At 69.8% G+C, this 21,270-nt stretch carries 16 protein-coding genes; 11 read left to right on the top strand and 5 right to left on the bottom strand.

Going from position 1 to position 21,270, the window contains the following annotated elements; all coding sequences use genetic code 11:
* The first annotated feature begins 86 nt into the window (after positions 1-86).
* Positions 87-2,498, top strand: coding sequence for a helicase-related protein (locus tag OEB96_RS36040; protein WP_266221412.1), 2,412 nt, complete (start codon positions 87-89; stop codon positions 2,496-2,498).
* Positions 2,499-2,511: 13 nt separating this feature from the next.
* Here the strand turns inward: OEB96_RS36040 and OEB96_RS36035 are convergent, their stop codons facing one another.
* Both OEB96_RS36035 and OEB96_RS36030 read right to left on the bottom strand, forming a co-directional pair.
* Positions 2,512-3,987, bottom strand: a complete 1,476-nt coding sequence (locus tag OEB96_RS36035) for a RimK family protein (RefSeq protein WP_266221411.1) — start codon at positions 3,985-3,987, stop codon at positions 2,512-2,514.
* A gap of 9 nt (positions 3,988-3,996) precedes the next feature.
* Positions 3,997-4,575, bottom strand: a complete 579-nt coding sequence (locus tag OEB96_RS36030) for an SET domain-containing protein (RefSeq protein WP_266221410.1) — start codon at positions 4,573-4,575, stop codon at positions 3,997-3,999.
* Between the two features lie 263 nt (positions 4,576-4,838).
* Here OEB96_RS36030 and OEB96_RS36025 point away from each other — a divergent pair, with 263 nt between their 5' ends.
* The 4 genes from OEB96_RS36025 (at position 4,839) to OEB96_RS36010 (ending at position 11,183) form a co-directional block, all read left to right on the top strand.
* The gene (locus OEB96_RS36025) at positions 4,839-6,101 is read left to right on the top strand and encodes a pyridoxal phosphate-dependent aminotransferase (protein ID WP_266221409.1); all 1,263 of its coding nucleotides are present in this window, start codon (positions 4,839-4,841) and stop codon (positions 6,099-6,101) included.
* Positions 6,102-6,398: 297 nt separating this feature from the next.
* The gene (locus OEB96_RS36020; RefSeq protein ID WP_266221408.1) at positions 6,399-8,024 is read left to right on the top strand and encodes a hypothetical protein; all 1,626 of its coding nucleotides are present in this window, start codon (positions 6,399-6,401) and stop codon (positions 8,022-8,024) included.
* 61 nt (positions 8,025-8,085) lie between these two features.
* Positions 8,086-9,654 carry a hypothetical protein gene (locus OEB96_RS36015; protein ID WP_266221407.1) on the top strand — a complete coding sequence of 523 codons (1,569 nt, stop codon included), beginning with the start codon at positions 8,086-8,088 and terminating at the stop codon, positions 9,652-9,654.
* Between the two features lie 23 nt (positions 9,655-9,677).
* Complete coding sequence (locus tag OEB96_RS36010; RefSeq protein WP_266221406.1) at positions 9,678-11,183, top strand: UDP-N-acetylmuramoyl-L-alanyl-D-glutamate--2,6-diaminopimelate ligase; 1,506 nt, start codon at positions 9,678-9,680, stop codon at positions 11,181-11,183.
* Between the two features lie 25 nt (positions 11,184-11,208).
* Here OEB96_RS36010 and OEB96_RS36005 read toward each other — a convergent pair whose 3' ends face one another.
* Together OEB96_RS36005 and OEB96_RS36000 are read right to left on the bottom strand one after the other, a co-directional pair.
* A complete protein-coding gene (locus OEB96_RS36005) occupies positions 11,209-11,772 on the bottom strand; it encodes a hypothetical protein (RefSeq protein ID WP_266221405.1) in 564 nt (187 codons plus the stop codon).
* Between the two features lie 80 nt (positions 11,773-11,852).
* Complete coding sequence (locus OEB96_RS36000; protein ID WP_266221404.1) at positions 11,853-12,278, bottom strand: hypothetical protein; 426 nt, start codon at positions 12,276-12,278, stop codon at positions 11,853-11,855.
* Positions 12,279-12,916: 638 nt separating this feature from the next.
* Between OEB96_RS36000 and gatE the strand changes: the two genes are divergently transcribed.
* Together gatE and gatD are read left to right on the top strand one after the other, a co-directional pair.
* Positions 12,917-14,974, top strand: a complete 2,058-nt coding sequence (gene gatE / locus OEB96_RS35995; protein WP_266221403.1) for a Glu-tRNA(Gln) amidotransferase subunit GatE — start codon at positions 12,917-12,919, stop codon at positions 14,972-14,974.
* An 18-nt stretch (positions 14,975-14,992) separates the two neighbouring features.
* Positions 14,993-16,420 carry a Glu-tRNA(Gln) amidotransferase subunit GatD gene (gatD, locus tag OEB96_RS35990; RefSeq protein ID WP_266221402.1) on the top strand — a complete coding sequence of 476 codons (1,428 nt, stop codon included), beginning with the start codon at positions 14,993-14,995 and terminating at the stop codon, positions 16,418-16,420.
* Between the two features lie 33 nt (positions 16,421-16,453).
* On the opposite strand, the gene OEB96_RS35985 is transcribed toward gatD, so the two are convergent.
* A complete protein-coding gene (locus OEB96_RS35985; protein WP_266221401.1) occupies positions 16,454-16,639 on the bottom strand; it encodes a hypothetical protein in 186 nt (61 codons plus the stop codon).
* 55 nt (positions 16,640-16,694) lie between these two features.
* On the opposite strand from OEB96_RS35985, the gene OEB96_RS35980 reads away from it, so the two are divergent.
* The 4 genes from OEB96_RS35980 (at position 16,695) to OEB96_RS35965 (ending at position 21,221) form a co-directional block, all read left to right on the top strand.
* The gene (locus OEB96_RS35980; RefSeq protein ID WP_266221400.1) at positions 16,695-18,419 is read left to right on the top strand and encodes a glutamine--tRNA ligase/YqeY domain fusion protein; all 1,725 of its coding nucleotides are present in this window, start codon (positions 16,695-16,697) and stop codon (positions 18,417-18,419) included.
* Positions 18,420-18,425: 6 nt separating this feature from the next.
* Entirely contained in the window at positions 18,426-19,748 is a 1,323-nt protein-coding gene (locus OEB96_RS35975) for an AAA family ATPase (RefSeq protein WP_266221399.1), read from the top strand.
* Positions 19,745-20,506, top strand: coding sequence for an HNH endonuclease family protein (locus tag OEB96_RS35970; protein WP_266221398.1), 762 nt, complete (start codon positions 19,745-19,747; stop codon positions 20,504-20,506). Before OEB96_RS35975 ends, OEB96_RS35970 begins: the two co-directional genes overlap by 4 nt.
* Positions 20,507-20,588: 82 nt before the next feature.
* Positions 20,589-21,221, top strand: coding sequence for a hypothetical protein (locus OEB96_RS35965; RefSeq protein ID WP_266221397.1), 633 nt, complete (start codon positions 20,589-20,591; stop codon positions 21,219-21,221).
* The last annotated feature ends 49 nt before the right edge of the window (positions 21,222-21,270 follow it).

Here is a 21,270-nt window from a genome sequence, read left to right as displayed (position 1 = left end):
GTCGGCACGCGAGCATCGCTTCCTTGTCATGCCGAGGGCGTGCGGGTGGCGTCCATGAATGGTGGCCTGCCATACTCGCGCTCGACATGCGCCTGCACGTCAGCGGTGCCGACCCCCCGGGCGTGGGCATCACGGCCCTGCTGGGGCCGACCAACACGGGCAAGACCCACCGGGCCATCGAGCGCATGCTCGCGCACCGCAGCGGCATGATCGGCCTGCCGCTGCGCCTGCTGGCCCGCGAGGTCTACGATCGCGTCACCGCGCGGATCGGCGAGCAGCAGGTGGCGCTGGTCACCGGCGAGGAGAAGCGGATCCCCGCGCGCCCGCGCTACTGGGTGTGCACGGTCGAGTCGATGCCCGAGCACGAGGTGGACTTCGTGGCCGTCGACGAGATCCAGCTCGCCGCGCATCACCAGCGCGGGCACACCTTCACCGATCGGCTGCTGCACGCGCGCGGCCGCCACGAGACCTGGTTCCTGGGGGCCGACACCATGCGGCCGTTGCTGGAGGAGCTGGTGCCCACCGCGATCATCGAGGGCGCTCCTCGCCTGTCTCGACTGCGCTACACCGGGACCCACGGCCAGGGCAGCCTGCCCGCTCGTACCGCGGTGGTGGCGTTCTCGGCCGAGGACGTCTACGCGCTCGCCGAGGCGCTGCGACGCCAGCACGGCGGTACCGCGGTGGTGCTGGGGGCGCTGTCGCCTCGCACCCGCAACGCGCAGGTGGCCATGTACCAGGCCGGTGAGGTGCACCACCTGGTGGCGACCGATGCGATCGGCATGGGCCTGAACCTCGACGTCGATCGGGTGGTGTTCGCATCGCTGCACAAGTTCGATGGCCGCGAGCGTCGACCGCTCGAGCTCGCGGAGCTGGGGCAGATCGCGGGGCGAGCCGGTCGCCACACCCGCGACGGAGGGTTCGGCACGCTGCGCCCGCTCACCGGCCTGCCCGCGTCCACGGTCGAGGCCATGGAGCGCCACCGCTTCGAGACGCTGCACCGCCTGGTGTGGCGCAGCCGCGAGCTGTCGTTCGCCTCGGTGTCGGAGCTGCTGGGCTCGCTGCGCCAGCGGCCGCCTCGTCGCAGCCTGCGCCTGGTCGAGCACGCCGACGACTACGAGGCGCTCGTCCGTCTGTCGCGGCTCGACGCCGTGCAGCGCCGGGCCCGGAGCCCCGAGGCCATCGAGCTGCTATGGGAGGTGTGTCGGATCCCCGACTACCGCAAGCTCCTGGTCGACAGCCACGTGCAGCTGCTGGCCGCGATCTACGAGCAGCTCGCGGGTCCGGCCGGTCGACTCGACGAGGACTGGATCGCGCATCGGATCCGCCGCCTCGACGACTCCGACGGTGACATCGACACCCTCATGACTCGGATCGCGTTCGTTCGCACGTGGACGTACGTCACGCACCACGAGCACTGGGTCCCCAACGCCGCCCACTGGCAAGAGCTCACCCGCCAGATCGAGGATCGCCACAGCGACGCCCTGCACGAGCGCCTGACCGCGCGGTTCGTGGAGCACCGCGGCGAAGCGCGGCGGTCCGGTCGCTCGCGCCGGGTACGGCGGCCTCGGCCGGCGCCGCCGCTCGATCCCGAGGTGGTGGAGCGCAGCCCGTTTCGGGCGCTGCTCGATCTGCCGGTACCCGAGGCGCCCGGCATGGAGGCGCCCGATGCCCAGGCCCGCGCGCAGTGGGTGCAGGGGCTGGTCGACGCCGAATTCGGGGCCTTCGCGGTCGACGACGAGGGCATGGTGATCTACGAGCAGCAGCGGGTGGGTCGGCTCGAGCGGGGCGCCGAGCTGCTGCACCCGGTCGTGCGGGCGCACGAGCGGCCCGAGCTCGGCGCCGGGGCGCAGCGGAGGATCGAGCGACGGCTGCAGGCCTGGGGCCGCGACCTGGTGGAAGGATTGCTCGCGCCGCTGCGAGTCTTGCATGCGCAGCCCCTGGGCGCGGCGGCGCGAGGGCTGCTCTACCAGCTCGAGCAGGGGCTGGGCACGATCACGCGTGCGGAGGCGCGCAGCCAGCTACAGGGGCTGGCGCAAGAGGATCGCCAGCGCCTGCTCGATGCCGGAGTGGAGCTGGGCCACGCGGTCGTCTACGTGCCGGCCATGCTCGATGCGCGCGCGCTGCGGTGGCGTGCCGCGCTCGTGCAGGCGTGGTGGTCTCGGCCCGTACCTGTGCTCCCTCCGGCGGCGGTCTCGGTCCCCGCCCACGCCGACGTGCCGCCCGAGGTCCATCTGTGGCTCGGACGGCTGGTCGTGGCCGGCCGTGCCGTGCGCGTGGATCAGCTCGAGCGCGCCCACGCAGCGCTGCGAGCCCACGGCAGCGAGCCGTTCGTGCTGCCGCCCGAGCTCGGGGCCTGGCTCGGCTGCCGACGCGGCCGGCTGCCGGGTCTGCTGCGCGCCATGGGCTATCGCCCCGTCGACGACGGGCGCTGGGTTCGCGCGCGAGGACGAGGTCGTCGCCGGGGGTCTCGACGTGCGCCCCCGCGAGCACCGAGCTGATGCCGCGGGTCCGCTACCTCGGCGAGCCCCGCTGGCGCCGCACGTCGAGCCGGCGCCGGAACTCGGCCATGATCGTGCGGTAGAGCCCCTCGCCCAGCAGCTCGTCCTCGGTGCCCGCATAGAGGTTGGGGTTGTCGTTGACCTCGATCACGTACGGCTTTCCGTCGACCTCCTTGAGGTCCACTCCGTAGAGGCCGTCGCCCATCAGGTTCGCGGCCCGCACCGCGGCCTCGAGCACGGCGGGTGGGGTCTGGTCGAACGGCACGGCCTCGGTGGTGCCCTCGTCGGCCGGCCGCCCGTCGTCGCGGTGGCGCATCACCTGCCAGTGCTGCGCGGCCATGTAGTACTTGCACACGAACAGCGGGCGCTGGTCGAGCACCCCGACTCGCCAGTCGAACTCCGTGGGCATGAACGCCTGCACCACCAACAGGTCCGAGCGACGCAACAGCCGCGTGGCCTGCTCGCGGAAGTCCTCGGGCCCGGTGACCTTGGTGACGCCCTGTGAGAACGCGCTGTCGGGCTGCTTGAGCACGCACGGAAAGCCCATGGTGGCGGCCACCGGGCCCAGGTTGCCGCGGTGGACGATCATGGTGCGCGGGGTTCGGATCCCGTGGCGCCCGAGCAGCTCGGCCAGGTAGACCTTGTTGGAGCAGCGCAGGATCGACTCGGGGTCGTCGAGCACCACCAGGCCCTCCGCGGCCGCTCGCTGCGAGAAGCGGAACGTATGGTGGTTGACCGCGGTGGTCTCGCGGATGAACAGGGCGTCGAACTCGGCCACGCGGGCGTAGTCGTCGCGGGTGATGAGCTCGACCGAGAGGCCCTCGGCCTGGGCCGCCTTCTGCAACAGCCGCAGCGCGCCCTCGTTGGACGGCGGCTCGGCCTCGGCCGGGTCGCGCAGGATCGCGAGGTCGTAGCAGCTCTCGTCGCGTCGCGGCGACGAGCGTCGCCGCCGCAGGAAGCGGCCGATGAGCTCGCCGAGCTGCTCCCGTGCCGACTCGGGCAGCCGGTCGATGGGCAGCGAGGTGCAGCGTGACAGCGACCACTCTCCGCTGCGCTCGTGTCGGGTGAACGTGGCCTGCAGCAGCGGCAGGGGCACGTGTCCGAACAGCGCGGCGGCGAGGCCCTGGTGCCGGCCGCTGCTCTCGACGCCCATGCACACCGTCAGCGTCACGCGCGGGCCTTCCTCCGGGGCCAGGCTGCGCTGGATCGTCTCGTGCAGCTCGTCGGAGACCAACCCCACGATGGCCGCCGACTTGGCGCCCTGGATCGCCGCGAGCGTGGGCACGGGGCGATGGCCGCGAGCGTGAGCCAACAGCGACACGTAGTACCCGGACTTCTGGTAGCGAAACGAGCGGCACAGGTTGAGCACCCGGCAGCTGCGAAGCTCCGCCCAGCGGGGGTCCGCGAGGTAGTCGCGCGCCGCGATCACCTCCACGCCCTCGACCACCGGCGCGACGGCGATGTCGTTGACCACGAGGATCGTGCGCATGGCCGATGGTCAGGCGGCGCTCGAGCGCTTGGGCGAGGCGTGAGCGCCTGCCTGGCGTTCGATGCGGCGCGCGAGGTAGGGCGAGAAGAACCCCGCGTAGCGCTGCTGGAGCTCGGGTCGCATCCAGTCGGTGCCCCGCACGAAGCCCCGGCACAGCGCGCTGCCACAGGCGCACGGGAATTCGTCGTAGCTCGAGCCGTCGCTCATCGCGTAGTCGTAGCAGACCTCTTCGTCGATCGTCAGCTCGCGCAGCGCCACCAGGCCGATCTGCCCCTGCATGCCCGCGTTGGGCTCACAGGCATGGTTGACGTAGTCGGGCGCGGCCGGGGTGAGCGACACGAGGTAGAGCTCGTCGTCCACCTGGAGCGAGTATCGATGCTGCGTGCCATCGATGCCTCGCAGCTGGGTGAGGTCGACGAGACTGCCTCCGAAGAGGGCCAGCAGCTCGCCGCGGGCTATGGGGGCCGCGACGAAGACGCCGTGGCCGGAATGGAGCGGCGACTGCCGCACTCGGAGCTTGGGGTTGAGGAAACCGCCCTGGTCCATGCAGGTTCGTGCATGGTGCAGCCGAATCGGACCGTCGACCATCGTCTCGTGGATTGAGCCACTTGGGCCCCACAAGGGTGCAGGCCGAACGGGGGAGCCCCCTCCCCCTCCCGGGGGACGGTCGCCACGGACCCGGTCCCTCGGGGGGCGGTCCTCGGGGGGCGATCTCCCGTGGCCTCCCCCACCCGATCGCTCCGGCTCCCGCGGGTCTCCAACGGGCCAGGAGCACGTGCATGGTCCGACCCTCGACGTCCTCCCGGGCTCGCTCGGCGCGCTCCCCCGATCTTGGCTACCCTCGCGCGCCCATGAAGGCCGACGGCGCCCATGCATTCAGACCGGTGCCCCGCACCGGGGTCATCTACGTCACGACCGAGGCCGTGCGCCGTGGCTATGACGGGCACGACCCGCAGTGGTGCAACCTCGGTCAGGGACAGCCCGAGACCGGGCTGCTGTCGGGGGCGCCCCCGCGGGTCGAAGGGGTGACCATCGATCCTCGCGATCGCGACTACGCTCCGGTCGGCGGCATCGACGAGCTGCGCGAGGCGGTGGCCGCCATGTACAACCGGCTCTACCGCCGGGGGATGCCGTCCCAGTACACCGCGGACAACGTGGCGATCTCGAGCGGGGGCCGGGCCGCGCTCACCCGTGCGGCGGCCAGCCTGGGGCGGGTCAACCTCGGGCACTTCTTGCCGGACTACACCGCCTACGAGGAGCTGCTCGACATCTTTCGCGCGTTCACGGCGATCCCGATCCTGCTCGAGCCCGAGCGCGGCTATGCGTTTCGTCCCGAGGACCTGCGCCGCGAGGTCGCGGGCCGCGGGCTCTCGGCGCTGCTCATCTCCAACCCGTGCAACCCCACCGGCAAGCTGATCTCGGGCGAGGAGCTCTCCGGCTGGATCGACGTGGCGCGCGCGCTCGACTGCACCCTGCTGCTCGACGAATTCTACTCGCACTACGTGTGGACCCACGTGCCCGGCGAGCTCCCGCTCGAGAGCGCAGCTCGCTACGTGGAGGACGTCGACCGCGATCCGGTGGTGCTGTTCGACGGCTTGACCAAGAACTGGCGCTATCCCGGCTGGCGCGTGGCCTGGACCGTGGGCCCGCGCGCCGTGATCGAGGCGGTGACCTCGGCGGGCTCGTTCCTCGACGGCGGCGGCAGCCGCCCGCTCCAGCGGGCCGCGGTCTCCTTGCTCGAGCCGCAGGTGGTCGAGGCCGAGACCCGCGCCGTGCACGAGACCTTTCGCCGCAAGCGGGCGTGGTTCATCGACCGCCTCACCGAGATCGGCGTCGAGCTCGACCGCACCCCCGAGGGCACCTTCTACGTCTGGGGCAACCTGAGCAAGCTGCCGCCGCCGCTCGACGACGGCATGAGCCTGTTCGAGCGAGCGATCGACCGCAAGGTGATCACCGTTCCCGGCGTGTTCTTCGACGTCAACCCGGGCAAGCGCCGCAGCGCCGTGGCCTCCCGCTTCCATTCGTACTCGCGGTTCTCGTTCGGCCCGCCCCGCGAGGTGCTCGAGCTGGCCTGCGATCGGCTGGCCGCGTTGGTCCAGGAGGCACGGGGGTAGGAGTCGATGGGTCGTGCCATACTCTCCTCGTGCCCTCCGACCCCGACCGCCTCGCTCGCGCCCGCCGTCGCGCCCGTTGGCCGACGCCAATCAATGCCGAGCGCGGCGTTGCTGGCGAACAAGCGAGCCTCGGGAAGGCCCAAGGATCTCGAGGATGCCGACCGCCTCGAGAAGATCTCGTGACACCTCGGCCACGTGCTTCGATCCCAGCGAGCCCCGACGGGGTTCGAGCCTGCCGGGATTTGCCATGACCTGCCATGTCTTGGCAGGATCAAAGCCGGGCGCTACGCTGGCTTCGTGAGACCGAGGGCGGCGATGGGCATGCGAGATGCGACGTGCGTGCGGAACTATGTGCTGACTGCGTGCATGACCCTCGGCGGCTGCAAGGACGAGCCTCCGCCCAGCCCCGCCGCAGACGACACCGGGACCACCGGCTCCGCAACCACCACCGCCACCACGGACAGCTCGGAAGGCAGCAGCGACGGAGTCGACAGCACGGGCACCGAGCCGCTCGAGCGCGCCTCGGTGACGCACAGCTTCGGATTGTACTCGCTGACCCCTCACGAGGAGTCCCAGCCCTGCATCCAGTGGACGCTCCACAACGAGCAGCCCATCTACATCGAGGCCGTCACGCTGGTGAACGACGGTGGCTTCCACCACTCCAATTGGTTCGTGGTCCCCGACGACCTCTACGCCGGCGACGATGGCTTCTTCAGCTGCGGCGCACGCGGCTTCACCGAGCTCGAAGCGGCCGTCCAGGGCACGGTGCTCACCGCTCAGTCCACGCAATCCCGCTACGAGCGCATGGAGCTGCCCACGGGGGTCGTGATCAAGGTGCCGCCCCATCACAAGGTCGTGGCCGGCGGCCACCTGCTCAACCTCGCCGCGGTCGACTACGACACCGAGCTGCGCATGACCCTCGACATCGTGCACCCGCGCGAGGTCGAGGTGGTGGCGGCGCCGTTTCGGCTCACCTACTACGACCTCGACATCCCGCCGTTCTCCGAGGCGCGGTTCACCAGCGCGTGCGACTTCTCGGGGCTCTACGAGAGCACCGTCGGCATGCCGCTGGATCTCAAGCTCTACTACGTGCTGCCGCACTATCACTACCTCGGCAACTTCTTCGACCTGACGATGCTGGGGGGTCCGCTCGACGGGCAGAGCGTGTTTCGCCTCGATGGCTTCAATGCCGGCGCCAACGGCCAGGCGTTCCCCGATCCCATCGACCTCACCGGAGCCCAGGGCTTCTCGTTCACGTGCGGCTACGACAACTGGACCGATCTGAACGTGGGCTGGGGCATCGGCGATCAGGAGATGTGCGTGATGCTGGGCCTGGCCGATTCCGCCATGCTCATCGACGCCTCGGCCAGCGCCGGCCAGGTGGTGGGCACCGACGGAGAGATCCTGCTCAATGAGTCGTCGTGCAGCGTGCTCGGGCTGCCCAAGAACGCGGCGCAGGGCATGCCCACCCCCGAGGAGCTCGAGGCTCCGCTCTACGTGCCGCCGTCCGATCCGGGCGACGTGGGCCTGCCCCCCGTGGACGAGTGCGCCGACGTGCCCGCCGACGCCACGCCCGGCACCGAGGCCACGCTCTCGCAGGTTCGAGACACGTTGTTCGTGTCGACGTGTCAGTTCTCCTCGTGCCATGCGGGGGGCAGCGCGGCCGCGGGTCTCGATCTGACCGCCGCCGATCTCCATGCGGAGCTCTTGGGGCACGCGGTGCAGGCCGACACCGCATTGCCGCTGGTGGCGCCCGGTGACCCCGAGGGCAGCTGGCTCTACCAGCTGGTCGCACGCTGCCAGCCGCAGAATGGATCGGGGGCGGTGGTGCCGCACATGCCGCTCAACTCGCCGCGCCTGTCCGATCCCGGGCTGGTGGCGGCGCTGCGCGAGTGGATCGCCGCCGGGGCGCAGGACGACTGATCGGGCGGGCGGGGCCGCCGACAACCAAGGCGATGCCCTGGTAGTCTAGGCGGGCATGGCGGTGACGAGGAGCAGACCGCGCTCGAGGGCCGTGCTGGTCGCTGGCCTGGCCGTGCTCGGTTGTCGTGATCAGACCAGCCCCTCGGACGACACCGAGACCACGAGCACCGGCGCCACGGATCACGGTGACACGAGCGACGACACGGGGCCCATCGGGCCCGATCGCGCCGCGGTCACCCACGGCTTCGGCCAGTTCACGCTCTCGCCCCACCAAGAGCTGCAGCCCTGCATTCAGTGGACCGTCGGCAACGAGCAGGCGATCTACGTCGAGGCCGTCACGCTGGCGAACGACGGTGGCTTCCATCACTCCAATTGGTTCGTGGTCCCCGAGGAGCTCTATCCCGGGGAGGATGGCTTCTTCGACTGCGAGGAGCGCGGGTTCACCGAGCTCGAAGCGGCCGTGCAGGGCACGGTGCTCACGGCCCAGTCCACGCAGTCCCGCTACGAGCGCATGGAGCTGCCGCCGGGCGTGGTGGTCAAGATCCCCGCGCACCACAAGATCGTGGCGGGCGGGCACCTGCTCAACCTCGCCGCCGCCGACTACGAGACCGAGCTGCGCATGACCCTCGACATCGTGCACCCGCAGCAGGTCGAGGTGGTGGCGGCGCCGTTTCGCCTGACCTACTACGCGCTCGACATCCCGCCCTTCACCGAGGCTCGCTTCTCCAGCTCGTGCTCGTTCGCGGGGCTCTACGAGAGCGCCGCCGATGCGTCGCTCGATCTGCGGATCTACTACGTGCTGCCCCACTACCACTACCTGGGCAACTTCTTCGACCTGTCGATCCTCGGCGGGCCGCTCGACGGGCAGAGCGTGTACCGCCTCGAGGGCTTCGACGCCGACGCCAACGGCCAGACCTATCCCCAGCCCATCGACCTCATCGGCGCCGAGGGCCTGACGTTCACCTGCGGCTACGACAACTGGACCGACAAGAACATCGGCTGGGGAGTGGGCGACCAGGAGATGTGCGTGATGCTGGGCCTGGCCGACTCCGCCCTCGTCCTCGACGGATCGGCCAGCGCCAACCAGGTGGTGGGCGTCGAGGGCGAGGTGCTGCTGAGCGAGTCCCCGTGCAACGTGCTCGGGCTGCCCAAGAAGCCCACCCAGGAGCTGCCCACCCCCGAGGAGCTGCAGGCCCCGCTCTACGTGCCGCCGTCCGATCCGGGCGACGTGGATCTGCCCCCGGTGGACGAGTGCGTCGACGTCCCGGACGACGCCATGCCCAGCACCGAGAGCACGCTCTCGCAGGTCCGCGACACCCTGTTCGTGTCGAGCTGTCAGTTCTCCTCGTGCCATGCGGGGGCCGCGGCGGCAGCCGGCCTCGACCTGGCTGCCGCCGAGCTTCGCACCGAGCTGCTCGAGCACGCGGTCAAGGCCAACACCGAGCTGCCGCTGGTGGCGCCCGGCGACCCCGAGGGTAGCTGGCTGTATCAGGTGGTCGCGCAGTGCCGGCCCGAGGATGCGTCGGGGACCGTGGTCTCGCACATGCCGCTCAATTCGCCGCGCCTGTCCGACCCCGGGCTGGTGGCGGCGCTGCGCGAGTGGATCGCCGCCGGGGCACCCAACGACTGACCTCCGCGCTGTATAAGGCGGGCGTGGACACCACCCTCACCCTCGGCCGCCTCCTGGCCACGATCGAGCCCGCCCCACGCTACGAGGGCTGTGGTCCGGACACTCCGATCACCGCGCTCGCGGTCGACTCGCGAACGGTCGAGCCGGGGGCGGCCTTCTTGGCGGTGATGGGAGGGACCAATGACGGCCATCGCTTCGTGGAGCAGGCCCGGCGGCAAGGGGCCGTGGTGCTCATCGTGCAGGACGATCGCGTGGGTCCGTTGCCCGGCGCGGTGGTTCGCCTGGCCGATACCGGTGCTGCCTATCCGGAGCTCGCTGCCAACGCCTACGGTCGCCCCAGCGACGAGCTATGGCTCGCCGGCATCACCGGAACCAACGGCAAGACGACCACCGCCCACCTGGTGGGCTCGGCCCTCGCCCAGGCGGGGCTGCGCTACGCCCGGCTCGGCACCACCGGCAACTGGTTGGTCGATCGCGAGGGGCCGGCACTCTTCACCACGCCCTTCCCCGAGCAGCTCCAGGCCCTGCTGGCCACGGCGCGCGAGCGCGAGGCCACCCATGCGGTGATGGAGGTGTCGTCGCACGCCCTGGTGCAGGGCCGGGTTCGTCCGCTGCGCTTCACCGCGGTGGGACTGACCAGCTTCAGCCAGGATCACCTGGACTTCCACGCCGACATGGACGACTACCTCGATGCCAAGTGCCGGCTGACGGCCGAGTACCTGCGGGACACGGGGGTCGCGGTGGCGGCGGTCGACGCTCACCCCGAGGCCGCTCGCCGCTTCCTGGCCGCCGCCCCGGCCTCCGTGAAGCGCTGGCGGGTCTCCCGGGGAGCGGTGCCCGACGCGGAGATCCTCGCCGAGCGCGTCGAGCCGAGCCCCCAGGGGCTGCGGGCCACGCTGCGGACCCCGGCCGGAACGCTTCGGCTGACCAGCCCCCTGGTGGGTGCGTTCAACCTCGACAACCTCATGGTCGCCCTGGGCCTTTGCCTGGGCCTCGGGGTGGCCCCGCAGGTGGTGATCGAGGCCCTGGCCACGGCCACCGGGGCGCCGGGGCGTCTGCAGCGAGTGGTCGTGCCCGAGGTCTCGGGGCCCGCCGTGTTGGTCGACTATGCCCACACGCCCGATGCCGTGGCGCGGGCGATCGAGGCCGTGCGCCCGTTCTGTCGAGGGCGGCTTTGCGTGGTGCTCGGCTGCGGAGGTGATCGCGATCCTGGCAAGCGCCCCCATATGGGCGAGGTGGCGGCGCGGGGGGCCGATCGCTTCTGGGCGACCTCCGACAACCCCCGCACCGAGGATCCCGAGGCCATCGTCGACATGATGCTCGCCGGGGTGCCCGCCGATCGCATGGCGATCGTGGAGCGCTGCGTCGATCGAGCCTCGGCCATCGCAGGGGCGATCGCCGAGGCCAGCGAGGACGACCTCGTGCTCGTGGCGGGCAAGGGCCACGAGGACTATCAGGTGCTCGGTACGGAGAAGATCCACTTCGACGACCGCGAGCACGCTCGCGATGCGCTGCTGCGTCGTCGATGAGCGCTCGGGAGCCCGGGTGGACTCGTCAAGCGCACACGCTGGTGCCGGCGAGGGCCACGCAGCTCATGCCGCCGGGGCAGGACTGTCCGCCGGCACAGACCAGCGCGCAGACCATCTGGCCCTGGCCGTTGTCGACGCACGAGGGCGGCGCGGTCGAGGTCGCGCCCGGGTTCGCGGCGCACTGCGATACGGGATCGGTGCAGTTGGTGTTGGAGCAGAAGCCGCCTTCGATCGTCGTCACGCAGGTGTTCAGGCCGATGCAATCGCCCACCCCTGCGCACTCCGAGTACATGCCGTTGCCGGGCTGCTCGTCGACGCTGGGCGCGCCGGTCGAGTCCTCTGCCGAGGAGGCGGTCGTGGCGGTTGCGCCCGACGTGCCCGAGCCGGCGGATTCCGACGAGGGGCCCTCCGATCCCCCCGTGCCCTCGGTGCTCTCCCCCGCGCTGCCGTCCCCGGGGGGCGAGTTGGTGGGGTTGGCCGTGGGGTTGGCCGTGGGATCGGAGAAGGTCGTGGCCATGTCCTCCCCCTCCACGGTGCAAGCCGTCGTTGCCACCAGGAGCAAGCCAAGACCCAAGCGAGCTACGGTCATGGCGCCGATTATGGCGCTGCGCGAAACGCCGCACAAACTTCGCCCGCGTCGGGCTCGTTCCGGGGGCTGGGCGACTGGGCTCAGGCCTGGGCATCGGGGGCATCGAGGTACCCCAGCGCGGCGTGGAACGCCCGGGCTTCGTGCAGCAGGCGCCAGCGCGTGTCCTCCGTGAGCTCGAGATCGCGGAGGGCATGCTCGAGCCGCTGCCACGGAAACGCGTCGAGCGTGGCCCCGAGCCAGGCCACGCCCATCGACAGGCCTCGGGTCGTGCGGTTGTCGGTGACCACGACCACCCGACAGCGAGTGCGTACCACCGCGAGGGTCAAGCGACGGCGCTGGGCGGCGTCGACCTCGAGCTTGCCCAGGCAGAGCGCCACGCATGCGCGGGGTCGGCGAGTGACGATGTCATCGAGGAACGCGCCCCATGTCTCGTCCTGGATGCGCCCCGGGATCGTGAACGCCACGAGCACCTCGTCGAGGAACATCCAGCGGTGGGACGCATCCACCGCGGTCGTGGTGGTGGGTTGCAGGGCAGGCTCCGATGCGTGACGTCCACCCGCGTCCCGCGCCACGGGCTCGGAACGGGCGGGCGGATCGATGGATCGCCCATCGGCGACGGGCGCCCCTCCAATGTAGAGCACTTCGTAGGAGCAAGCGAACGCAATTTCGTGCTGGCGCGCGAAACTGCGAGGTCGATCGAGCGGTGGCCTGTTTCACCCATTGCGACGGTGGCTCGATGGGTCGATCGAGACATCGTGGAACCGAACGAGATGAGCGGGAGCCGAGCACGTGCACGGTGGAGGTGGGCTCGTTCGTGGTCGAGGCCTACCCGTGCGGCTTGGTCGGAATCCATCACCGCGAGCCCGACCTGTGAGCCCGACCTGTGAGCCCGATCCGTGATCGTGGATGTCGCCACGCATCACGCGGTCTCTTCCTCACCCGGCTCGGGGATCGCAGTGCCGTGCGTCGACCAAGGCTCGACGAGGCGTGAGGCTGGAAGCGCGGAGGCATCGTGCGCGCGGGCGGATGCGGCGGCTGCGAACGAAGCGCTCGCAGCGACCGTGGCATGGTTTTGGGCCGCTTCGCCGCGGGCTGACGCACGAGCGATGTCCATGGGGTACGCTCCCGTTGGTCGTTTTCGCCCGTGCCTCGCCATCGACCCAAGGCTTCGCCGCCCGCCCCCATCGATCTCAACCCGCGGACCGATCCGCCGCTGGACTTCCCCGTGCGTGCGCTGGGCGAGCTGACGCCTCGGGACTACGAGATCCTCGGCTTCATGTGTGGGCTCGAGGTACACCAGCAGCTCGACACCCGCGGCAAGCTGTTCTGTCGCTGTCCCGCCGGGGTTCGCACCACGCGGGTCGACGCCGAGGTGCTCCGCCACATGCGCCCCACGCTCAGCGAGCTGGGCGAGTACGACGGCACCGCGCTGATGGAGTTTCGCACGCGCAAGGAGATCGTGTACCGGCTCGATCGTCGCACCGTGTGCACCTACGAGATCGACGACACTCCTCCGTTCCCCATCGACGAGGAGGCGATCCGGGCGGCGCTCGAGATCGCCACGCTCTACGGGCTCGATCGCGTATCCGAGCTGCAGGTCATGCGCAAGCAGTACCTCGACGGCTCGATCCCCACCGGGTTCCAGCGCACCGCCATGGTCGCGCTGGCTGGCGTGCTGCCGTTCCCCGACAGCGAGCTGGGCCCCGATCGCGTGCTTCGCATTCGGCAGCTCACGCTCGAGGAGGACTCGTGCCGCGAGGTCTCCGACGTGGGGCACCGCATCGTGTTTCGCACCGACCGGCTGGGGATGCCGCTCACCGAGACCGTGACCGAGCCCGACCTGTTGACCCCGCGCGACGTGGCCGCGGGGGGATCGTTGCTGGCCTGGGTGGCGCGGGCGAGCGGGCGCGTGCGGCGGGGTCCCGGGGCCGCGCGTCAGGACGTCAACGTGTCGATCGCCGGCAGCCGGCGGGTGGAGATCAAGGGGGTCTGCCAGCACAAGGTGCTGCCGCGGCTGGTGCACATCGAGGCCTACCGGCACCTCGAGCTGCTGCGGATTCGCGCCGAGCTGCTGCGGCGGGGCGTCACGGCCGAGCAGCTCGTGCTGCCCCAGCTCGATCCTCCGTGGGCGTCGCCGCTGGCCATCGATGCGCGCACGCTGGTGGGTGATCGGGACGGGCCGCCGATCCAGGGCGCGCGCGAGCGCGGGGACATGATCGCGGCGGTACGGCTGCCGGGCTTCGCGGGGATCTTGGCGCATCGTACCCAGCCGTCTCCTCACGGGGATCTGCGCTTCGATCACGAGCTCGCCGAGCGCCTGCGCGTGATCGCCTGCCTCACCGCGCGGCCGTTCATGGCCCACACCGACGAGGCGTCTTCGCCCGTACACGAGTCCACCTGGCGCGAGCTTCGCCGGGCGCTGCGAGCCACGGCCGACGATGCGGTGGTGGTGGTGTGGGGCCCTTGGGCCGACGTGGCCACCGCGGTGGAGGAGATCGTGGGTCGAGGTCGCGAGGCGCTCGTGGGGGTGCCCTCCGAGACCCGCCAGGCGCACCCCGATGGCACGACCGGCTTCGAACGCATCCTGCCGGGGCCCGAGCGCATGTATCCCGATACCGACACGCCGCCATGGCCGGTGCCCGATGCCTGGCTCGGGGAGATCGACGCCAGCCAGCCCGAGCGGCCCTGGGAGCGCGAGCGTCGCTATGTGGAGGAGCTGGGGCTCGGCGCTCGGGCGGCGCGGGTGCTGGTCGAGCGCGGGCTCTACGAGCTGTTCGATGCGCTCGCGCCCTCCACGGTGGTGGGCCGACGTCGCTTGGCCTCTGCGCTCGAGTGTCGGCTCTTGGCCTGGTGGCGCGAGTCGGGCACGCGCACGCTGCCCGAGTCCGAGCGACTACGGCCGCTGGTGCTCGCGATCGACGAGGGGAAGCTGCGTCCCGAGGCCTACGACGAGGTCTTCGATGCGCTCTTGCGGGCCGACGACGCGCAGGCGGGCCGGGTGTTGGTCGAGCAGTGGTGCGCGCGCTCGCCCGAGCCTTCGCTCGCCGCGGCGCTGGATCGGCTCGTCGCGGCCGCCGCCGAGCGTCGGTTCTCGTCGCCCGATGCTCGCATGCGCTGGGCGCTCGGCCAGGCGATGCCGACCGTGCTCGGCCACCTCGCGCCTGCCGTCGTCCGCGAGCGCTTGCTCGCCGTGCTCGCCTAGCTCGGATCACGCACCGTCATGAGCTCGTCCGACCAATCATCCCCCGCTCACCTCCCCGATCCCGACGACTACAAGGGCTACCGCGAGCCGATGCTCGGGGTGATGAAGCGCTTTGGCGTGACCGTGTGGAGCGAGGTCGTGGCTCGCACCACGCGCGGCGACTTCCAGGGGCTGGTGCTGCCGCGCTCGGAGACCTCGGACGCCGAGCACATGGTGCTCAAGCTGGTCAGCGGCTACAACATCGGGATCCGCCACGACACCATCGAGAGCATGGAGGCGGTGGGCTATCGCAAGGCCCAGTACAAGATCCCCGAGGAGCCGTTCCCGGTCGATCCGGACAAGCCCCGCGTGATGCTCCTGGGCACGGGGGGCACGATCGCCTCGCGGCTCGACTACCGCACCGGGGCGGTGATCCCCGCGTTCAGCCCCGGTGAGCTCTACGGCTCGGTGCCCGAGCTGGCAGACATCTGCAACCTCGAGACCGAGAAGCTGTTCGGGGTGTTCTCGGAGAACATGGGCGCGCACGAGTATCAGGTGCTCGCGCGCCGCGTGGGGCAGGCCATCGCCGATGGCTACGATGGCGTCGTCATCGGGCACGGCACCGACACCATGGCCCACACCGCGGCTGCGCTCTCGTTCATGGTGCAGGATCCGCCGGTGCCGATCGTGATGGTGGGCAGCCAGCGCTCGTCGGACCGACCCTCGTCCGACGCGGCTCGCAATTTGATCGCCGCCACGCAGGCCGCCGCGCGGGGACCGATCGCCGAGGTGATGGTGTGCATGTTCGGGCCCACCTCCGATCGCTACGACCTCTTGCACCGCGGGACCCGCGTTCGCAAGATGCACAGCTCCTACCGCAGCACGTTTCGCACGCTGGGCGGGATTCCGCTGGCCATGGTGCAGGAGGATGGCGCCATGGAGGTGCTCGAGCCCAACGTACGCCCGCGGCGGAGCGACCGCCAGGCCAGGGTGCAGGTGGCGTTCGAGGACAAGGTCACCATCCTCTACTACTACCCCAACATGCAGCCCGACGTGATCGATGCGCTGGTGAGCTGCGGCTACGAGGGCATCGTGATCGCCGGCACCGGCCTGGGCCACGTCAACAAGAAGGTCTACCCCGCGCTGAGGCGAGCCCACGAGGCGGGGGTGCAGATGTACATGACGCTGCAGACCCTGTGGGGCTTCGTGCAGATGCACGTGTACGAGACCGGGCGGGAGATCCTCGAGCTGGGGGTCGTGCCGCTCGCCAACATGCTGCCCGAGGTCGCGTACATCAAGCTCGGCTGGGCGCTGGGGCTGCACCCCGGTGATCCGGGGAAGGTGCGGGAGTTGATGACCACCACGATTGCGGGGGAGATGACGGAGGGGGAGCCGTTCGATGGGTATCTAGTGCTCCAAGGGGCGGTGCCGGAGGCACGGGAGCTGATCGGGAAGGTCTGGTGGTGAACGTGCGGAGGGCGGCGATGTGCGCCGCGCTGGTCAGCCCTCGCCGTCCTGAGTTCCCGCCAGGAACGCCGCCCCGCGGTCGACCTCGGTCCACAGCGCATCGAGATCGAGCCGCAGGCCCTCGCACCCCGGATGTCGTGTCTGCCTGGCCGTCAGAAGCCAGCGTGTCGTCGGGCGGACGGGCGTATCGGGCGCCGCGCTGACGCCTTCCACCGGCATCCGGAGACCCACCGGCGCGCGCTCGCCGACCCGGCGCTATAGTCCCGCCACGGCCATGACCGACACCAAGACCGAGACTCCTGCCGACGCTGCCGCCGCTTCCGAGGATGCACCCCGCAACTTCGTCGCCGAGATCGTCGAGGACGATCTGCGCGCGGGCAAGCACCAGCAGGTGATCACCCGCTTTCCGCCCGAGCCCAACGGCTACCTCCACATCGGGCACGCCAAGGCGATCTGCCTGAACTTTGGGCTCGCGCAGCGCTTTGGCGGGCGCTGCCACCTGCGGTTCGACGACACCAACCCGGCCAAGGAGGAGCAGGAGTACGTCGACGCGATCCAGGAGGACATTCGCTGGCTCGGGTTCGACTGGGGCGAGCACCTCTACTTCGCCTCGGATTACTTCGACCAGCTCCACGCATGGGCGGTGCACCTCATCGAGCAGGGCAAGGCCTACGTCGACAGCAGCAGCACCGACCAGATCCGCAAGGATCGCGGCAACTTCTACACCCCCGGGGTGGAGAGCGCGTATCGCAATCGATCGGTGGAGGAGAACCTCGAGCTGTTCGAGCGCATGCGCCGAGGCGAGCTGCCGGAGGGCGAGGCGGTGCTGCGCGCCAAGATCGACATGGCGTCGGGCAACCAGAACCTGCGCGACCCGCTGCTCTACCGCATTCGCAAGGCGCACCACCATCGCACGGGCGACAAGTGGTGCATCTACCCCATGTACGACTACGCTCACGGGCAGAGTGACGCGATCGAGCACATCACCCACTCGATCTGCACGCTCGAGTTCGAGGATCACCGCCCGCTCTACGAGTGGTTCCTCGACAACCTGCCGGTGCCGGCCAAGCCGCGGCAGATCGAGTTCGCCAAGCTCCAGTTCAGCTACACGGTGCTGAGCAAGCGGCGGCTCTTGCTGCTGGTCAAGGACGGTCACGTGTCGGGCTGGGACGATCCGCGCATGCCGACTCTGCGAGGCCTGCGTCGCCGCGGGTATCCGCCGCAGGTGCTGCGCGAGGTCTGTGAGCGGGTGGGGGTGGCCAAGCGCGACGGGGTGATCGACGTCAGCCTGCTCGAGTTCGTGCTGCGCGAGCACCTGAACCGCACCGCGGTGCGTCGCATGGCGGTGCTGCGACCGCTCAAGCTCACGATCACCAACTGGGACGAGGGGCACGTGGAGGAATTCGAGGTGCCCAACAACCCCGAGGATCCCTCGGCGGGCACCCGCAAGGTGGCGTTTGGTCGCGAGCTCTACGTCGAGCACGAGGACTTTCGCGAGGACGCGCCCAAGAAGTGGTTTCGGCTCGCGCCTGGCCGCGAGGTGCGACTGCGCTCGGCGTGCCTGGTCACGTGCCACGAGGTCGTGCGCGACGACCAGGGCCAGGTGGTCGAGCTACGCTGCACGTGGGATCCCGAGTCCCGCGGCGGTCGCTCGCCCGACGGGCGCAAGGTCAAGGGCACGCTGCACTGGGTGAGCGCCCAGCATGCGGTGGACGCCGAGGTGCGGCTCTATGACCGGCTCTACACGGCCGAGGATCCGAGCGACGTACCCGAGGGCGGGAGCTTCCTCGATCACCTGAACCCCGAGTCGCTCGAGGTGCTCACCGGCTGCAAGCTCGAGCCGGCGCTGGCCCAGGCCGAGCCCGAGACGCGGGTGCAGTTCGAACGGCTGGGGTACTTCGTGGCCGACTGGGTGGAGCACCGGGTGGACCGGCCGGTGTTCAATCGAACGATCGGGCTGCGCGACAGCTGGGCGAAGCTCGAGAAGAAGGGGGGGTGAGCGCGCATGTATCTGCGGCATCTCCACGTGAGGAACGTCAAGCTGCTCCGCGACGTCGAGCTCGACTTCGTCGGCCCAGACGGGCGGCCGCGGATGTGGACCGTATTCGTGGGGGAGAACCGGCTGTGCAAGACGACGCTGCTCCAGACGATCGCTGCAGCCGCCTGTGGTGCAGATCGTGGGACACAGCTAGCGACCGACGTCGTTGCGTCGTGGCCTGATCTGAGGGATCCCGTGCCGTTGAGCGTGGAAGCGACGTTCGGGTTCAGCGATGAGAGACACGCTCGCCGGAGCTATCCTGCCACGCGTAGGCCGCCGACGAAGCCCCCCTTGCTGCGATCGTGCCTCGAGCTCGAGCCGGACAAGCGGGTGTTCTCGGGCGGCTCTGCCTATGATCGGGAACCGCTGGGCAGCGGAGGCGATCCCTTGATGGAGGCACGTAGCAAGGAACTGCCCGATTGGTTCGTGGCGGGCTACGGTCCGAGCCGTTTGCTGCTTGGCACGGGCATGTCGTTGCATCGCAAGTATGATGCAACGCTCGATCGTCTTCGGTCGCTCTTTGGTTCCGGCCTCATTGGGACCGGGTTCATCGAACTACTGGGAGAGGAGCTGGGGCGGGCTTTCGCAAGCGTGCTCCAGTCCATCTTCATCGCAGGCGAACTGTTGCCACACGTAACACGGCTGGAACTGCGTGGTCGTGGAGGGATACGTTCATCAAGGGACCTCATCGAGGCTCAGCGCTTCGAGATGGATCTACTCGACGTCGAAGGCAAGCCCATCCGGGTTCCCGCCACCTGGCTCTCGCAGGGCTATCAGACCCTGATCGCGTGGCTGGCCGACGTCGTGGGTCAGATCCTCCTAGAAGCGGGAGAGCCCCTCGAAGCCGCCGAGATGGAGGGTTTGGTCCTCATCGACGAGATCGACCTGCACCTCCACCCCACATGGCAGCTGCGCCTCATCCCCGCGCTCAAGCAGGTGTTCCCGCGGCTTCAGTTCATCGCTACCACGCACTCCGCGATGCTACTGCCAGCCCTGACCGCTGACGAGGTGATCCTGCTCTCCCAGGATGAGGAGGGAAGCGTGGTCGCGACGCCATCGACACGTTCGCCCGCGCTCCTCACCGGTTCCGAGCTCTTCGATGCCTTCTTCGAGATCCACGAGCTTCACCCCAACGCATTGGGAGAGAAGACGCAGCGGTACGGCAGGCTCGCGACTGATCCGACGCGCACGAGTGAAGATGATGCAGAGATGAAGGCTCTGCGGCGGGAGCTTGCTGCCGCCGGGATCGAGTTCGACTGGGAGCCCGTATCGCGGGAGGAAGGGGCGTGATCCGCATCCACCGCACGCCAGAACCTCCAACATTGGGTCCGACTCGTACCGAGAGGCTGACTGCGGCCCGTCGAGCGCGCTCCAAGGGCTGCAAGCTCGAATTCGAGGGATACGGTGAGGTCAAGGAGAACCTCTTCGAGATGCAGCATCGCAAGTGCTGCTACTGCGAGAAGCTCGAAGAGCAGGCGAAGTACCGCGATGTGGAGCACTATCGCCCCAAGGCAAACTATTGGTGGCTGGCTTGGACATGGGAGAATCTCCTGTTTGCGTGTTTCGAGTGCAACCGCGAGCACAAGAGGGATCAGTTCCCGTTGGTCGACGAGTCGGCTTGCTTGACTGCGGAGCAAGCACCACCAGGCAACGAGCAACCGCTGGTGCTCGACCCTTCTGATTCCAACCTCGATCCCTTGGCCGAGATCGAGTACCGGCGTGACAAGGTCCAGGGGAAGGAGCGCTGGGTCCCCTATGGTCGCACCCTGCGGGGAACCAGGACGATCGAGGTGTGTGGGCTCGATCGACCGGCACTGCTGACGCGCTATTCGGATCACGTCAATCACGTGGTTCGTCCAAAGCTCGAGCCTCTGTTCAGAGCCGAGGAGCGAGGCGACACCAGGGCGGTGGTCGATGCCTGGAGCAGGGCGAAGCGCGGTCTGCTTCATCCCGCACGGGAGTTCCGTGCGCTCTCCCACGATGTACTCCTGGTACTGGTTCCGCCGTCCGTTCGGCAGCGCTACCACTTGAGCCTGGATCCCACGTGAGCCTCGGCAGGCAGCGCCAATCCTGCGCCCCCGCCGACATTCGCCGCCGTCCCGAAGCGGCGCTACGATGTCCCCCGACCCCATGCCACACCCCTTCCGTCTCCCCGGTGCCGCTCTGCTCGCGGCCCTCTTCGCCCTCACCGCCACCGCCTGCGACAAGAGCAAGCCTCCGCCCAGTGACGAGGGCGTGGTCCCGCCCAGCGATGACGGGGCGGCTCCGCCCCCCGCCGACGAGCGCAAGGCGGCGGTGCCCGCCGATCACCCCCTGCACGCCCGCTACGAGGGCGAGGGTTTCGACAACGCCTGCAGCGCCGACGCCGATTGCCACGCGGGCGGGTGCAGCAGCGAGGTGTGCAGCGCGGCCACGGACGTGATGACCACCTGCGACGTTCCCCCGGCGCCGCTGCCCGCCAACACCTCGTGCGGCTGCGTGCAGGGCCAGTGCATCTGGTGGAACGCCGAGGGGCTGACGCTGCCGGCGCCCGAGCAGCCGTCCGATCCGCCGGGCGGGGCCTCGTGCGAGTTCATGCGCTGCGCAGCACCCTACCGATGCCTCGAGTACTACGGCATCGCGGGCCCCCGCGGCCCCAAGTTCGCGAGCTGTGAGATCCAGTGCGGCGGTCCCAAGAACACGGCCTGCCCCGAAGGCCAGCAGTGCGTGACGATCGCCGATGGCCCCGGCCAGGTCTGCCGCCCGAGCGATCTCACCCAGTAAGCCGCACTACATTGCCAGCGGCCCGCGAAGATTCTCGATCTTTCTTCGC

The organism is Paraliomyxa miuraensis, assembly GCF_026337845.1.
Classification (GTDB): domain Bacteria; phylum Myxococcota_A; class Polyangia; order Nannocystales; family Nannocystaceae; genus Paraliomyxa; species Paraliomyxa miuraensis.
This window is presented reverse-complemented; position numbering and strand designations above follow the sequence as displayed.